The 15,774-nt window shown below is 62.6% G+C and carries 12 protein-coding genes; 10 read left to right on the top strand and 2 right to left on the bottom strand.

What is annotated here, in order from left to right; translation table 11 throughout:
* Positions 1-499: 499 nt before the first annotated feature.
* From gcvH to AC58X1_RS14605, 6 genes are all read left to right on the top strand, one after another.
* Positions 500-883, top strand: a complete 384-nt coding sequence (gcvH, locus tag AC58X1_RS14630) for a glycine cleavage system protein GcvH (protein ID WP_101316925.1) — start codon at positions 500-502, stop codon at positions 881-883.
* Between the two features lie 9 nt (positions 884-892).
* A complete protein-coding gene (gcvP, locus tag AC58X1_RS14625) occupies positions 893-3,748 on the top strand; it encodes an aminomethyl-transferring glycine dehydrogenase (RefSeq protein WP_497429033.1) in 2,856 nt (951 codons plus the stop codon).
* A gap of 69 nt (positions 3,749-3,817) precedes the next feature.
* Complete coding sequence (locus tag AC58X1_RS14620; RefSeq protein WP_497429032.1) at positions 3,818-5,194, top strand: L-serine ammonia-lyase; 1,377 nt, start codon at positions 3,818-3,820, stop codon at positions 5,192-5,194.
* A 26-nt stretch (positions 5,195-5,220) separates the two neighbouring features.
* The gene (gcvT, locus tag AC58X1_RS14615; RefSeq protein ID WP_497429031.1) at positions 5,221-6,345 is read left to right on the top strand and encodes a glycine cleavage system aminomethyltransferase GcvT; all 1,125 of its coding nucleotides are present in this window, start codon (positions 5,221-5,223) and stop codon (positions 6,343-6,345) included.
* A 335-nt stretch (positions 6,346-6,680) separates the two neighbouring features.
* The gene (locus tag AC58X1_RS14610; RefSeq protein ID WP_497429179.1) at positions 6,681-6,893 is read left to right on the top strand and encodes a cold-shock protein; all 213 of its coding nucleotides are present in this window, start codon (positions 6,681-6,683) and stop codon (positions 6,891-6,893) included.
* 94 nt (positions 6,894-6,987) lie between these two features.
* The gene (locus AC58X1_RS14605) at positions 6,988-7,476 is read left to right on the top strand and encodes an RDD family protein (protein WP_101316914.1); all 489 of its coding nucleotides are present in this window, start codon (positions 6,988-6,990) and stop codon (positions 7,474-7,476) included.
* 413 nt (positions 7,477-7,889) lie between these two features.
* Here AC58X1_RS14605 and lptG read toward each other — a convergent pair whose 3' ends face one another.
* Together lptG and lptF are read right to left on the bottom strand one after the other, a co-directional pair.
* Entirely contained in the window at positions 7,890-8,951 is a 1,062-nt protein-coding gene (gene lptG / locus AC58X1_RS14600; RefSeq protein WP_101316912.1) for an LPS export ABC transporter permease LptG, read from the bottom strand.
* A complete protein-coding gene (gene lptF, locus AC58X1_RS14595; RefSeq protein ID WP_101316910.1) occupies positions 8,938-10,059 on the bottom strand; it encodes an LPS export ABC transporter permease LptF in 1,122 nt (373 codons plus the stop codon). Before lptF ends, lptG begins: the two co-directional genes overlap by 14 nt.
* A gap of 299 nt (positions 10,060-10,358) precedes the next feature.
* On the opposite strand from lptF, the gene AC58X1_RS14590 reads away from it, so the two are divergent.
* From AC58X1_RS14590 to AC58X1_RS14575, 4 genes are all read left to right on the top strand, one after another.
* Entirely contained in the window at positions 10,359-11,849 is a 1,491-nt protein-coding gene (locus AC58X1_RS14590; RefSeq protein WP_497429030.1) for a leucyl aminopeptidase, read from the top strand.
* Between the two features lie 47 nt (positions 11,850-11,896).
* Complete coding sequence (locus AC58X1_RS14585) at positions 11,897-12,325, top strand: DNA polymerase III subunit chi (RefSeq protein WP_101316906.1); 429 nt, start codon at positions 11,897-11,899, stop codon at positions 12,323-12,325.
* A gap of 5 nt (positions 12,326-12,330) precedes the next feature.
* The gene (locus AC58X1_RS14580; protein ID WP_101316904.1) at positions 12,331-12,699 is read left to right on the top strand and encodes a DNA polymerase III subunit chi; all 369 of its coding nucleotides are present in this window, start codon (positions 12,331-12,333) and stop codon (positions 12,697-12,699) included.
* Positions 12,700-12,848: 149 nt separating this feature from the next.
* Positions 12,849-15,695: a valine--tRNA ligase gene (locus AC58X1_RS14575; protein ID WP_150570831.1), complete on the top strand. Its 2,847-nt coding sequence runs from the start codon at positions 12,849-12,851 to the stop codon at positions 15,693-15,695.
* The last annotated feature ends 79 nt before the right edge of the window (positions 15,696-15,774 follow it).

Genomic DNA, 15,774 nt, shown 5'->3' with positions numbered 1-15,774 from the left:
CAAGCGCTCCTTTGGTAAAGGTGGATCTTTTGGCGCCCTTCTGGGCGCCTTTTTTTTGGCCACGCTCCACCTGCAAATACCGGATGGACCCGTATCAAGGCTTACACCTGCCACATTCGGGCCGCTCTGCGGGCCTTCGCGGGTGAACCCGCTCCCACAGATTGGACTGCGCTGCAAAACCCTGTGGGAGCGGGTTTACCCGCGAAGGGCCGCAAAGCGGCCCCTTTCCAAACGCCACCGTATCGATTTCAACACACCGTATCGAATACGTTCCACCATGCCGAAGCACCACATATGCAAGGGTTTGATACCTCTAAGCATTTCTACCCCACCCCGCCCGTATCGAAATCATTCCAATATCTGCCAACAATTAGCCCGAAATAAATGCAAGTCATTGAATTTATTAAATATTCTTCAATTGGCAACGTTATTGCTAACCAATTCTCAACCCAAGAGCGCGGAAGACCGCGCCAACGCCCTGTTTCCTTGAGGAATCCCCATGAGCGAATTGCGTTTCACTGAAGATCACGAATGGCTGCGCAGCGAAGCCGACGGCAGCGTCACCGTAGGCATCACCGCCTTTGCCCAGAACGCCTTGGGTGACGTGGTGTACGTGCAACTGCCTGAGCTGCAGCACTACGAGCAAGGCGCAGAAGCCTCCACCGTGGAATCAGTGAAAGCCGCCAGTGGCGTGTACATGCCACTGACCGGTGAAGTGCTCGAGGTCAATCAGCAACTGGCTGACAACCCTGAACTGGTCAACGAAGACCCGTTGGGCGCAGGCTGGTTTTTCCGCTTCCAGCCGGCCGATGCCGACGCCGTGGCTAAACTGCTTGACCAGGATGCCTACGACCGCCTGATCAAAGCCAACGCTGACGCTTGAGGACCGACCATGACCAGTAACCTCGGCACTGCCAACGAATTCATCGCCCGCCATATCGGCCCGCGCACCGCTGACGAGCAGAGCATGCTCGCCAAGTTGGGTTTTGACAGCCTCGACGCCATGAGCGCCGCGGTGATCCCCGACAGCATCAAGGGCACCAGCGTGCTCGGCAGCAGCGACGGCCAGAGTGAAGCCGAGGCGCTTGCCGCGCTGAAAGCCATCGCTGGCAAGAACCAGCTGTTCAAAAGCCTGATCGGCCAGGGCTACTACAACACCCACACGCCTGCCCCGATCCTGCGCAACCTGCTGGAAAACCCGGCCTGGTACACCGCCTACACGCCTTACCAGCCAGAGATCTCCCAAGGCCGCCTGGAAGCCCTGCTGAACTTCCAGACCATGATCAGTGACCTGACCGGACTGCCGATCGCCAACGCCTCGCTGCTCGACGAAGCCACCGCCGCCGCCGAAGCCATGACCTTCTGCAAGCGCCTGTCGAAAAACAAGGCCAGCCACAGCTTCTTCGCTTCGCAGCATTGCCACCCGCAGACCCTCGACGTGCTGCGCACCCGTGCCGAGCCGTTGGGCATCGAAGTGGTGATCGGTGACGAGCGCACACTGGATGACACCAGCCGCTTCTTCGGCGCGCTGCTGCAATACCCGGCCAGCAATGGCGATGTGTTCGACTACCGCGAACTGGTCCAGCGCCTGCACGCCGGCAACGCCCTGGTCGCGGTGGCCGCTGACCTGCTGGCGCTGACCTTGCTGACCCCACCCGGTGAATTTGAAGCCGACGTGGCCATCGGCAGCGCGCAGCGCTTCGGCGTGCCGCTGGGCTTCGGCGGCCCGCACGCGGCCTACTTCGCCACCCGCGATGCATTCAAACGCGATATGCCAGGCCGCCTGGTCGGCGTGTCGATCGATCGCTTCGGCAAGACCGCCCTGCGCCTGGCCATGCAGACCCGCGAGCAACATATCCGCCGCGAGAAGGCCACCAGCAACATCTGCACCGCGCAGGTCCTGCTGGCCAACATCGCCGGCATGTATGCCGTTTACCACGGCCCGGCTGGCCTCAAGCGCATCGCCGAGCGTACTCACGCGCTCACCGCAATTCTCGCCGCTGGCCTGCAGCAACTGGGCGTCACCCTGCAGACCCAGGCGTATTTCGACACGCTGACCCTGGCCACCGGCGCAACCACCGCCGCCCTGCACCAAAAAGCCCGCGAGCAGCGCATCAACCTGCGCCAGATCGACGCCGAGCAACTGGGCCTGTCGCTTGATGAAACCAGCACCCAGGCTGACGTCGAAGCACTCTGGCAGCTATTTGCCGGCGAGCAGTCGCTGCCTGACTTCGCCGCCCTGGCTGCGGTCGATGAGTCTCGCCTGCCAGCAGCGCTGCGTCGGCAGTCGGCGATCCTCGAACACCCGGTGTTCAACCGCTACCACAGCGAAACCGAGCTGATGCGCTACCTGCGCAAGCTGGCCGACAAGGACCTGGCGCTGGACCGCAGCATGATCCCGCTGGGCTCCTGCACCATGAAGCTCAACGCCGCCAGCGAAATGATCCCGGTAACCTGGGCCGAATTCGGCAACCTGCACCCGTTCGCCCCCGCCGAGCAAAGCCAGGGCTACCTGCAGATGACCAACGAGCTGGAGGCGATGCTCTGCGCTGCCACCGGCTATGACGCGGTGTCGCTGCAACCCAACGCCGGCTCCCAGGGCGAGTACGCCGGCTTGCTGGCGATCCGTGCCTACCACCGCAGCCGTGGTGACGCGCACCGCAATATCTGCCTGATCCCGTCGTCGGCACACGGCACCAACCCGGCTACCGCGCACATGGCGGGTATGCGTGTGGTAGTGACCGCCTGCGATGCACGCGGCAACGTCGACATCGCCGACCTGCGCGCCAAGGCCGTCGAGCACCGCGAGCAGCTGGCAGCGATCATGATCACCTACCCGTCCACCCATGGCGTGTTCGAGGAAGCCATCGGCGAAATCTGCGCGATCATCCATGACAACGGCGGCCAGGTGTACATCGACGGCGCCAACATGAACGCCATGGTCGGCCTGTGCGCGCCGGGCAAGTTCGGTGGCGACGTCTCGCACCTGAACCTGCACAAGACCTTCTGCATCCCCCACGGCGGTGGCGGCCCAGGCGTCGGCCCGATTGGCGTCAAGTCCCACCTGGCGCCGTTCCTGCCCGGCCACGCCGCGCTGGAAAACACCGCCGGTGCGGTCTGCGCCGCGCCGTTCGGCAGCGCCAGCATCCTGCCGATCACCTGGATGTACATCCGCATGATGGGTGGCGCTGGCCTGACCCGCGCCTCGCAAATGGCCATCCTCAACGCCAACTACATCGCACGCCGCCTGGAAGAGCACTATCCTGTGTTGTACACCGGCAGCAATGGCCTGGTGGCGCACGAGTGCATTCTTGACCTGCGCCCGCTCAAGGACAGCAGCGGCATCAGCGTCGATGACGTGGCCAAGCGCCTGATCGACTACGGCTTCCACGCCCCGACCATGTCGTTCCCGGTGGCCGGCACGTTGATGATCGAGCCGACCGAAAGTGAATCGCGGGAAGAACTGGACCGCTTCTGCGATGCCATGATCAAGATTCGCGAAGAGATCCGCGCCGTCGAAAACGGCTACCTGGACAAGGATGACAACCCGCTGAAGAACGCCCCGCACACCGCCGCCGAGCTGGTCGGTGAATGGGCCCACGGCTACAGCCGCGAGCAGGCGGTGTACCCGCTGCCAAGCCTGGTAGAAGCCAAGTACTGGCCACCAGTGGGTCGGGTCGACAACGTGTTTGGTGATCGCAACCTGATCTGCGCCTGCCCGTCGATCGAGAGCTATCAGGACGTCTGATAGCCGCCTCGCCCGCCTCCACTGGAGGCGGGCGCACCCGACAGCCAGGCCTGTTCCGAGGAGCAATCCATGTCCCTGAGCGTGTTCGACCTGTTCAAAATTGGCATCGGCCCCTCCAGCTCACACACGGTTGGGCCGATGCGCGCGGCCGCGCGCTTCGCCGAAGGACTGCGCCGCGACGGCCTGCTGAGCCAGACGGCCAGCGTCAAGGCCGAGCTGTATGGCTCGCTCGGTGCCACCGGCAAGGGCCACGGCAGCGACAAGGCGGTGTTGCTCGGCCTTGAAGGCGCCCAGCCCGACAGCGTCGATACCGACAGCATCGCCCCGCGTCTGCAGGCTATTCGCAGCAGTGGCCGGCTGTGTCTGCTCGGTGAGCACGAAATCGCCTTCAACGAAAAGCAGCACCTGGCGATGATCCGCAAGCCGCTCGACTATCACCCCAACGGCATGATCTTTCGCGCCTTCGACGAGGCCGGTTTGCAGTTGCGCAGCCGCGAGTATTACTCGGTTGGCGGCGGCTTCGTGGTCGATGAAGAAGCGGCCGGGCACGACCGCATCGTCGAAGACCGCACCGTCCTGGCCTACCCGTTCACCACCGGCAAACAGTTGCTCGCCCATTGCAGCGCGCAGCAGCTTTCGTTCAGCCAGGTGATGCTGGCCAACGAAGCGGCCTGGCGACCGGAACAGGAAACCCGGGACGGCCTGCTGCGGATCTGGCAGGTCATGCAGGACTGCGTCACTGCCGGCTGCCAGCACGAAGGCATCCTGCCTGGAGGACTCAAGGTCAAACGCCGTGCGGCGGCGCTATACCGTCAGCTCAGCCAGCACCCGGAAGCCAGCCTGCGCGATGCCTTGTCAGTGCTCGACTGGGTCAACCTGTATGCACTGGCGGTCAACGAAGAAAACGCCAACGGCGGGCGCGTGGTCACAGCGCCCACCAACGGTGCCGCCGGGATCATCCCGGCCGTGCTGCACTACTACATGCGCTTTGTGCCCGGTGCCAACGAGGACGGCGTGGTGCGGTTCCTGCTGGCCGCCGCAGCGATCGGCATTCTGTACAAGGAAAACGCGTCGATTTCCGGCGCCGAAGTCGGCTGTCAGGGCGAGGTCGGCGTAGCCTGTTCGATGGCTGCCGGGGCGTTGTGCGAGGTCATGGGCGGCACTGCCCAGCAAGTCGAGAACGCCGCCGAAATCGGCATGGAGCACAACCTCGGGCTGACCTGCGACCCGATTGGCGGGCTGGTCCAGGTGCCGTGCATCGAGCGCAACGCGATGGGCTCGGTCAAGGCGATCAATGCTGTGCGCATGGCCTTGCGCGGCGATGGCCAGCACTTCGTCTCGCTCGACAAGGTGATCCGCACCATGCGCCAGACCGGCGCCGACATGAAAAGCAAATACAAGGAGACCGCCCGCGGCGGTCTGGCCGTCAACATCATCGAATGTTGATCTGAACCACTCTCAAGGAGTCACCGATGTCCGAAGTACAGCTGCACAAGACCCCGCTGCACGCGCTGCACCTGGAACTGGGCGCGCGCATGGTGCCGTTCGCCGGTTATGACATGCCGGTGCAGTACCCGCTCGGCGTGCTCAAGGAACACCAGCACACCCGCGCCCAGGCCGGTTTGTTCGACGTCTCGCACATGGGCCAGATCCGCCTCAGCGGCAGCGCTGCGGCGCAGGCGCTGGAAACCCTGGTACCGGTCGACATCATCGACCTACCAGTCGGCATGCAGCGTTATGCGATGTTCACCAACGACGCTGGCGGCATTCTGGATGACTTGATGGTGGCCAACCTGGGCAACGATGAGTTGCTGCTGGTGGTCAATGCTGCCTGCAAGGAGCAGGACCTGGCGCACCTGCGCCAACACCTCGAAGGCCAGTGCGAGATCCAGCCGCTGTTTAGCGAGCGTGCGCTACTAGCCCTGCAAGGCCCGGCCGCAGCAACGGTGCTGGCGCGCCTGGCGCCAGAGGTGGCGAGCATGACCTTCATGCAGTTCCGTGCACTCAAGTTGCTCGGTCTGGACTGCTACGTCAGCCGCTCGGGTTACACCGGCGAAGATGGTTACGAGATTTCGGTACCGGCCGAAGGTGCAGAGCTGCTGGCCCGGCGCCTGCTGCAAGAGCCTGAAGTGCAGGCCATCGGCCTTGGCGCGCGGGACTCGCTGCGCCTGGAAGCCGGCCTGTGCCTGTATGGGCATGACATGGACAGCGCGACCACACCAATCGAGGCCAGCCTGCTCTGGGCCATATCCAAGGTACGCCGCGCCGACGGCGAACGTGCCGGTGGCTTCCCCGGTGCCGAGCAGATCTTCGCCCAGCAGCACCAGGGGGTGGCGCGTAGACGGGTCGGTTTGCTGCCGCAGGAACGGACTCCGGTGCGTGAGGGCGCCGAGATTGTCGATGCCTCAGGCAAGGTAGTCGGCAAGGTCTGCAGCGGCGGCTTCGGTCCGACCCTGGGAGCACCGCTTGCGATGGGCTACGTCGATCTCGCCCACACCGCACTCGACACTCCCCTGAGTGCGGTAGTGCGGGGTAAGAACGTGCCATTGAAAGTCAGCAAGATGCCTTTCGTTGCGCCACGTTACTACCGCGGCTAAGCCGGCCTGCTTATTCGATTTCGAACCTGTTCGATAACCTTTTGAAAATGGCGCCAGCCCAGGCGCCATGGTATCTGGAGCACTATTGAACAGTGCGCCCGAGATCCTCTTGGTGGGTGCTATGCGAGGGCTTGTCATGGTCGCAAAAGTTGGCGTACATTCAGCCCACTGTGTTTGCATGGGTCGCAATTGATCGTGACTTGGGCCAGTAGCCGCGGTCCGCTACAACCCGTTCGACGACGCTTGGTTTCCTGCACTACAGCGTAATTTTGCCGACTGCCTGCACCAGCAGTGCGCGGTTATCACCCTCTAGAAGATTCATGGGAAACAAGACAATGGCTCAGCGTCAGAACGGTACCGTCAAATGGTTCAACGATGAAAAAGGCTACGGCTTCATCACCCCGGACAGCGGCGCGGACTTGTTCGTGCACTTTCGCGCAATCCAGGGCGACGGCTTCAAGACCTTGAAAGAAGGCCAGAAGGTCAGCTTCGTGGCAACTCAGGGGCAAAAAGGCCTGCAAGCTGATGAAGTGCAAGTAATCGCCTGACAACTGATATAAAAAAGCCCCCGCATTGACCTGCGGGGGCTTTTTTACGCCTGCAATTTCATAGAATGCGCTTTTGGCCTGACGAGTTGCCTGCATGCCCAAGCACACCCTGCACCCCCAAGGCGAGTTCCCACCCGCCGGCCTCGGGCGCCGACTGGCGGCGATGTTCTACGACTTCCTGCTGTGCACGGCACTGCTGATCGTCACCGCCGGGGCGTACAAGCTGATCCAGATGTCGATCATTGGCCAGGACCGCATGCGCACCCTCACCGACGCCGGCGCGCTGGATGGCGACCCGCTGCTGTCGACGGTGCTGCTGTTCGCGCTGTTCGGTTTCTTCGCCAAATTCTGGACCCACGGCGGCCAGACCCTGGGCATGCAAGTATGGGGCGTACGCGTACAGAACCCCGACGGCAGCGCCATCAGCCTGTGGCAGGCGCTGTTGCGTTTTGTCGTGTCGATTGCGTCGTGGCTGTGCCTGGGTCTGGGCTTTGTCTGGGCATTGTTCGACAAACGCAAACGCGGCTGGCATGACATCTATTCGCAGACGGAACTCGTGAGGGTGCCAAAGCAAAAGAAGTGATTCTGGGCCGTTGAAAACATAGCAGCCACGCCACTCACGCTCTGCGCCAGCGTAGCGAGGCGTGCCCTTGATCTTGATCTTGATCTGCTTTTGATCTTGATCCACCGGCGACTCAGGAGGCCGAGCGCAGGTCTTGCGAAGGGAGGTGCCGGCCATGGATGGCCGGCAAGCGCTGCGGCCCAGGATGGGCCGTACAGCGCGGTCCTCCCGGGAGCAAGACCGGAGCGAGGGAACCCCGCAGCGCAGCGAAGGGGCCGGATGTGGAGCCAAGCCCTTTTTTGGTTACGTTTTTGGGGCGTTTGCCAAAAAAGTAACTCGCCGTAAAGGCGAAAGGGGCCCGATCAGCCACCAAAAAAGCCGGATAAGCTCACATTAAGCGCGAACAGCCCAAATATAGCTCGGACCGCCCCCGGTCACCCCGCCCTACGCAACAACCAAACCCCAGCCAACGCACAAATACCAGCCGGCAACAGCACCGCCAACAACGGCGGGAAGCCAAACACCTGACTAGAAGGCCCCAGCAAATCCTGAGCAATCTTGAAGGTAAACCCAACCAGCACACCGGTAAACACCCGTTGCCCCAAGGTCACCGACCGCAACGGCCCAAAGATAAACGAGATCGCCATCAACACCAGCGCCGCCGTCACCACCGGTTGCAACACCTTGCCCCAGAACGCCAACCAGTAACGCGCATTGTTCAGCCCCTGATCAGCCAGGTAATGGATGTAATCCCACAACCCGGTAATCGACAGCGACTCAGGCGCCAACACCACGGTATTGAGCAGCTCAGGCGTAACCGACACATCCCAACGCTCTTCCGGCGCCTTGATCACCTCAGTGTGATCCCCGCGGAAGTGCGTAGTAGTGACGTCATTCAGCTGCCAATGATCAGTGCTGTAGGTAGCACGGCGAGCAAAGCTCGAGGTGATGATCTTGCGCTCGGCATCAAAGCGATAACGGGTCACACCCAACAACAAGCCATTGGGCTGCACCGAGTTGATGTGCACATACTCATCACCCTGCCGGTGCCACATACCGCGCTTGGAGCTCTGCGCCTCACCGCCACCCTGAGCAAGCGACCGCTCGGCCTGCCCCTTGTTCTCCGTCACCGGCGCGATGTATTCGCCGATCAACAGACCAACCAGCATCAGTACCAGCATCGGTTTCATCACTGCCCAGACGATGCGCCCGATGGACACGCCCGCCGCACGCATGATGGTCAGCTCGCTGCTGCTGGCCAGGCTGCCAAGACCAATCAGGCAGCCGATCAAGGCCGCCATCGGCAGCATCTCGTATAGCCGCCGCGGCGCGGTCAGTAACACGAAGTAACTGGCGTCGAGCACGCTGTAGGTGTCGCTCAGGTCACCCATCTCATCGATGAAGGCAAACAGCGAAGCCAGCCCGAGAATGATGCCGAGGACCGCCAGAATGGCCACCAGCACGCTCATGCCGATATAACGATCAAGCTTGGCCACGGGTCACCTCCGCGCGCCGTGCAGCCTGTTTCAGACGCATCGGTTCCCAGTACATCAGGCCCAGGCCGATGAGCAGGAACAACCCGTGCACCCACCACATGCCCAGGGCCATTGGCAGCTTGCCCTTCTCGAGGGCGCCGCGTACGGAAATCAGCATTGTCAGGTAAGCCATGTAGAGAAGAATCGCCGGCAACAGTTTGAGGAAGCGCCCTTGGCGTGGGTTGACCCGCGACAGCGGCACCGCCATCAGGGTCACGATGAATACCAGCAGCGGCAGCGACAAGCGCCACTGCAGCTCGGCGCGCTCACGCAGGCCCGTCTGGCCGAACAGCTCGGAAGTCGGGATGGCTTCACGCTCGGTGACTTCTTCGCTGACCTCAGGCTTGGGCAGCAATACGCCATAGGTGTCGTACTTGATCGCGCGGTAATCGGCCTGGCCGGGGTTACCGTCGTAGCGATAGCCGTTTTCCAGCACCAGGTAGCGGTTGCCGTCGGCCTGTACTTCCTGGTGGCCCTTTTCAGCCACCAGTACCGAAGGCGCGCGGTCCTTGGTCTTGTCCTGATTGAAGCGCTTCTCGGAGATGAACACGCCACTGAGGTTGACGCGGTCGTCCGACAGTTGCTCGGTGTAGGTCACCCGCGAGCCGTCACGCAAGGTCTGGAAACGCCCAGGCACCAAGGTATCGAACTCGGTCAGCGCATCCTGCTGAGAGATGATCTGCTGCACCTGAGCGACGCCCTGCGGGGCCAGGCTCAGGCTCAGCCAGGCCACCAGCAGTGCCACCAGCGCAGCCGGTGCCAAGGTCATGGCGAGCAGACGCTGCTGGCTCATGCCGGTGGCAGACAGCACGGTCATTTCGCTTTCCAGGTACAGCCGGCCATAAGCCAGCAAGATACCCAGGAACAGCCCCAATGGCAGGATCAACTGCAGGAAACCCGGCAGCCGGAAGCCCATGATCAGGAACAGCACGCTCGGGTCAAGGACCCCCTGTGCGGCCTGCGCCAGGTATTTGATGAAACGCCCGCTCATGATGATCACCAGCAGCACAGCGCTGACGGCGCTCAAGGTCAGCAGGACCTCGCGGGACAAATAACGAAAGACGATCAAACCAGACACTCCTGGGTTGTCAGGGGCGGACGCCAAACAATGGCTTCAGACAGCCAAGACCAATGCCGGTTCGCCAGGGGCGAACCTCCATGTAAAGTGCGCGCATTATCCTGTGATTGCCCTCGCCTGTCACTTGGCTACGCATCAGCGCAGACATCGGGGTTGTCAGCACGCTTGCGCGAGGCTCAAACTGGCAGCTTTCCTGCTGGCACGCGAGTACGCGGCCAGGCTCGCATCGAGCGTATCCAGGGCTGACAAAAGCCCATGCGCTATCTGACTGACCATTCGGGGACCCGTACATGGAACTGGTTGTAAAGAGCGTAGCTGCTGCATCGGTGAAAACCGCCACTTTGGTACTGGCCGTTGGCGAAGGGCGCAAGCTCGGTGAAATCGCCAAGGCTGTCGACGAAGCCAGCAACGGCGCCATCAGCGCCGTGCTCAAGCGCGGCGACCTGGCCGGCAAGTCGGGCCAGACCCTGCTTCTGCACGGTCTGGCCGGCTTGAAGGCCGAGCGCGTGCTGCTGGTCGGCAGCGGCAAGGATGACCTTGGCGACCGCAGCTGGCGCAAGCTGGCCAGCGCTGTCGCCGGCGTGCTGAAAAACCTCGGTGGCAGCGATGCCGTACTGGCGCTGGACGATATCGCCATCACTGGCCGCGAAGGTCATTACGGCAAATACCGTCTGCTGGCTGAAAGCCTGCTCGATGGCGAGTACGTGTTCGACCGCTTCAAGAGCCAGAAAGCCGAGCCGCGCGCCCTGAAGAAAATTACCCTGCTGGCCGACAAGGCTGGCTTGGCCGAAGTCGAACGCGCCGTGCAGCACGCTACCGCGATTGCCAGCGGCATGGCCTTCACGCGCGACCTCGGCAACCTGCCGCCTAACCTGTGCCACCCGGTGTTCCTGGCTGAACAGGCCAAGGAGCTGGGCAAGACGCACAAGGGCCTCAAGGTCGAAGTGTTCGACGAGAAAAAAATCAAAGAACTGGGCATGGGTGCCTTCTATGCGGTCGGCCAGGGCAGCGAGCAGCCGCCACGCTTGATCGTCATGCAGTACCAGGGCGGCAAAAAAAGCGAAAGACCCTACGTTCTGGTCGGTAAAGGCATCACCTTTGACACCGGCGGCATCAGCCTCAAGCCTGGCGCCGGCATGGATGAAATGAAGTACGACATGTGCGGCGCCGCCAGCGTGTTCGGCACCCTGCGCGCCGTGCTTGAACTGAAGCTGCCGATCAACCTGGTGTGCATCCTCGCCTGTGCCGAGAACATGCCGAGCGGCAATGCCACTCGCCCGGGCGACATCGTCACCACCATGAGCGGGCAAACCGTCGAAATCCTAAACACCGACGCCGAAGGCCGTCTGGTGCTGTGTGACGCCCTGACCTACGCCGAGCGCTTCAAGCCGCAGGCGGTGATCGACATCGCCACCCTCACCGGCGCCTGCATCGTCGCTCTAGGCAGCCACACCACCGGCATGCTCGGCAACAACGACGAACTGCTCGGGCAACTGCTCGACGCCGGCAAGCGCGCCGACGACCGCGCCTGGCAGCTGCCACTGTTCGATGAGTATCAGGAGCAGCTCGACAGCCCGTTCGCCGACATCGCCAACATCGGCGGGCCAAAGGCCGGCACCATCACCGCTGCCTGCTTCCTGTCGCGCTTTGCCAAGGCCTACAACTGGGCCCACCTGGACATCGCCGGCACCGCCTGGATCAGCGGCGGCAAGGACAAGGGCGCCACTGGCCGCCCGGTGCCGATGCTGACCCAGTATCTGCTCGACCGCGCCAACGCCTGACCGGGCACGGCGGCAGCCCGCAGGGGCTGCCGCCAACGGACTGAATCATGAGCCAAGTAGACTTCTATGTGCTGCCTACCGACGCCCTCGACGCGCGGTTGGATTTTGCCTGCAAGCTGTGCGAGAAAGCCTGGCGGCTGGGCCATCGGGTGTACCTGCATTGCGAGGATGCCGACCAGCGCGCTCAGCTCGACCAACGCCTGTGGCAGTTCAAAGGCGAAGCCTTCGTGCCCCACGACCTGGCCGAGGTCGATGCCAACGCCGTGGTGGTGCTGGGCCTGGGCAACGATGCCGGCAGCCATGCCGACCTGCTGATCAACCTTGGCGGCGAAGTGCCAGGCTTTGTCGGCAACTTCCAGCGTGTAGCGGAAATCGTCGTCGAGGCGCCAGCGATTCGCGAGGCGGCCCGAGAACGGTTCCGTTTCTACCGGGAACAGGGCTATGCTCTGCACAATCACCGCCTACAGCGACTTTAACGACGATGGACAAGCCTTCTTCTCTGCCTACCTCCGCCCACCTGCTGGATGATCTCGAGTCGATTCGGGTGCTGCTGGGCGACGACAACCTGCAACCGCCGCTGCTGACCGATACCGTCGAGCAAATCCCGCTGGTGCTCGACGAGCCGCAAGGCAACCATGCGCCGACGCCCGTGGCCGAAATCGAAGCCGAGGACGACGACGCTGCCCAGGCGCGCCGCCAGGACACCTTGCTGCGGCTGGACGCCGAGCTGCGTGCTGCCGCGCAGTTGATCATGCAGGACGTCATCAACGACTACACCCCGCACATCGAGACCGAAATCAAGCGCCGCCTCGATGCCCGCATGGAGCGCCTGCTCAAGCGCCCCGAGTAACAGCACAGCCCGCAGTGCCGCGTAGCGGCGGCTGGCGAAGTCTGCACGCAGCACTCGCTGCGATCGACTCAGGCGCCTGTCGCGTGCAACCAGCCGCTCCGTTATACTGCTCGGCTTTCCCGAATTAATGCCTAAGGGTCCCGCCGCGCATGGATAAGACCTACCAGCCGCACGCCATTGAAACTTCCTGGTACAACACCTGGGAGTCCGAGAACTACTTCGCCCCACAAGGTGCAGGCGAGTCCTACACCATCATGATCCCGCCGCCAAACGTGACCGGCAGCCTGCACATGGGCCATGGTTTCAACAACGCGATCATGGATGCCCTGATCCGCTTCCGCCGCATGCAGGGTCGCGACACCCTGTGGCAGCCGGGCACCGACCACGCCGGTATCGCCACGCAGATGCTGGTAGAGCGTCAGCTCGAGGCCAAAGGCCAGAGCCGCCACGATCTGGGCCGCGAACAGTTCCTCGACAAGGTCTGGGAATGGAAGGAACAGTCCGGCGGCAACATCAGCCGGCAAATCCGCCGTCTGGGCTCGTCGGTCGACTGGAGCCGCGAGCGCTTCACCATGGATGACGGTTTGTCCGATGCGGTCAAGGAAGCCTTCGTGCGTCTGCATGAAGACGGCCTGATCTACCGCGGCAAGCGCCTGGTCAACTGGGATACCAAGCTGCACACGGCAATCTCCGACCTTGAAGTGGAAAACCACGACGAGAAGGGCCACCTGTGGAACCTGCGCTACCCGCTGGCCGATGGCGCCACCACCGCTGATGGCAAGGACTACCTGGTAGTCGCCACCACTCGCCCGGAAACCCTGCTGGGTGACGCGGCGGTTGCGGTCAACCCGAACGACGAGCGCTATCAGGCGCTGATCGGCAAGTTCGTCAAACTGCCGCTGGTCGGGCGTCTTATCCCGATCATCGCCGACGACTACTGCGATCCCGAGTTCGGCACCGGCTGCGTGAAGATCACCCCGGCCCACGACTTCAACGACTATGAAGTCGGCAAGCGTCACAACCTGCCGCTGCTGAACATCTTCGACAAGAATGCGCTGGTGCTGGCCAACGCCCAGGCGTTCAACCTCGACGGCAGCCTCAACGAGCAGCTCGACACCAGTCTGCCTGCGCAGTACGCCGGCCTCGACCGCTTTGTCGCGCGCAAGCAGATGGTTGCCGACCTGGATGCCCAGGGCTTGCTGGTCAGCGTCGATGACCACGCCCTGAAGGTGCCCAAGGGCGACCGTTCCGGAACCATCATCGAGCCGTGGCTGACCGACCAGTGGTACGTGTCGACCAAGCCGCTTGCCGAGCCTGCGATTGCTGCCGTTGAAGACGGCCGTATCCAGTTCGTGCCCAAGCAGTACGAAAACATGTACTTCTCGTGGATGCGCGACATCCAGGACTGGTGCATCAGCCGTCAGCTGTGGTGGGGCCACCGCATCCCGGCCTGGTACGACGAAGCCGGCCAGGTCTACGTTGGCCGCAACGAAGCCGAAGTCCGCGCCAAGCATCAGCTGGGCAGCGACGTGGTACTGCGTCAGGACGACGACGTGCTGGATACCTGGTTCAGCTCGGGGCTGTGGACCTTCTCCACTCTCGGCTGGCCAGAGCAAACCGAGTTCCTGAAGAAATTCCACTCCACCGACGTGCTGGTCACCGGTTTCGACATCATCTTCTTCTGGGTTGCCCGGATGATCATGCTGACCATGCACCTGGTGAAGAACGAGGACGGCACCCCGCAGGTACCGTTCAAGACCGTCTATGTGCACGGCCTGGTGCGTGATGGCCAAGGCCAGAAGATGTCCAAGTCCAAGGGCAACGTGCTTGACCCGCTGGACATCGTCGACGGTATCACCCTCGATGCCCTGCTGGAAAAACGCACCAGCGGCATGATGCAGCCAAAACTTGCCGAGAAGATCGCCAAGCAGACCAAGGCCGAGTTCCCGGAAGGCATCGCCAGCTACGGCACCGATGCCTTGCGCTTTACCTTCTGCTCGCTGGCGTCGACCGGTCGCGACATCAAGTTCGACATGGGCCGCGTCGAAGGCTATCGCAACTTCTGCAACAAGATCTGGAACGCCGCGCGCTACGTGCTGGACAAGGGCGAAGACTGCGGCCAGAACGGCGAAGCCTACGAGCTGTCGCTGGCTGATCGCTGGATCATCTCGCAGCTGCAGCGCACCGAAGCCGAAGTGACCCGTCAGCTGGAGCAGTTCCGCTTCGACCTGGCCAGCCAGGCGCTCTACGAGTTCATCTGGAACCAGTATTGCGACTGGTACCTGGAGCTGTCCAAGCCGGTCCTGTGGGACGAAAACGCCCCGATCGAGCGCGCCCGTGGCACGCGTCGCACGCTGGTGCGGGTACTTGAAGTGGCACTGCGCCTGGCGCATCCGTTCATGCCCTTCATCACCGAAGAGATCTGGCAGCGCATCGCGCCGCTGGCCGGCGTCAGCGGCAAGACGATCATGCTGCAACCGTGGCCGGTGGCCAACGAGAGCCGTATCGATACCGTTGCCGAAGGCGATATCGAATGGCTGCAACAGCTGATGAACGGCCTGCGCAACATCCGCGCCGAGATGAACATCGGCCCGGGCAAACCGCTGCCGCTGTTCCTCAAGAACGCCGGCGCCGAAGACCAGCGCCGCCTGCAGGAAAACGAACCATTGCTGAAGAAGCTGGCAAAGGTCGAGTCGTTCACCGTGCTCGGTGAAGCCGACGAAGCGCCGCTGTCGGCGACTGCACTGGTAGGTGATCTGCAGGTGCTGGTGCCAATGGCTGGGCTGATCGACAAGGATGCCGAGCTGGCGCGCCTGAACAAGGAAATCCAGCGTCTGCAGGGCGAAGTCCAGCGCGTTGGCGGCAAGCTGTCGAATGCTGCCTTTGTCGACAAGGCACCGCCTGCGGTGATCGACAAGGAACGCGCCAAGCTGGCCGAAGCCGAACAGGCACTGGCCAACTTTACCGAGCAGCATGCGCGGATTGCAGCGCTGTAACTCGACATTGCTGACCTGAGCGGCGAGGGCTTTGCCCTCGTTTCGCGACACAAGGCCGCTCCTACACCGACCGCGTTCA

It is taken from the genome of Pseudomonas sp. PGPR N4 (assembly GCF_059693665.1).
Note: the sequence above shows the minus strand (reverse complement) of the source record. Positions and strands in the feature narration are given on the sequence as shown.

Excerpts from the sequence above, each read along its gene's own strand:
- gcvP (WP_497429033.1), top strand. The coding sequence starts at position 893 with ATGACCAGTAACCTCGGCACTGCCAACGAATTCATCGCCCGCCATATC.
- gcvH (WP_101316925.1), top strand. The coding sequence starts at position 500 with ATGAGCGAATTGCGTTTCACTGAAGATCACGAATGGCTGCGCAGCGAA.
- AC58X1_RS14610 (WP_497429179.1), top strand. The coding sequence starts at position 6,681 with ATGGCTCAGCGTCAGAACGGTACCGTCAAATGGTTCAACGATGAAAAA.
- gcvT (WP_497429031.1), top strand. The coding sequence starts at position 5,221 with ATGTCCGAAGTACAGCTGCACAAGACCCCGCTGCACGCGCTGCACCTG.
- AC58X1_RS14605 (WP_101316914.1), top strand. The coding sequence starts at position 6,988 with ATGCCCAAGCACACCCTGCACCCCCAAGGCGAGTTCCCACCCGCCGGC.
- AC58X1_RS14585 (WP_101316906.1), top strand. The coding sequence starts at position 11,897 with ATGAGCCAAGTAGACTTCTATGTGCTGCCTACCGACGCCCTCGACGCG.
- AC58X1_RS14580 (WP_101316904.1), top strand. The coding sequence starts at position 12,331 with ATGGACAAGCCTTCTTCTCTGCCTACCTCCGCCCACCTGCTGGATGAT.
- AC58X1_RS14590 (WP_497429030.1), top strand. The coding sequence starts at position 10,359 with ATGGAACTGGTTGTAAAGAGCGTAGCTGCTGCATCGGTGAAAACCGCC.
- AC58X1_RS14575 (WP_150570831.1), top strand. The coding sequence starts at position 12,849 with ATGGATAAGACCTACCAGCCGCACGCCATTGAAACTTCCTGGTACAAC.
- AC58X1_RS14620 (WP_497429032.1), top strand. The coding sequence starts at position 3,818 with ATGTCCCTGAGCGTGTTCGACCTGTTCAAAATTGGCATCGGCCCCTCC.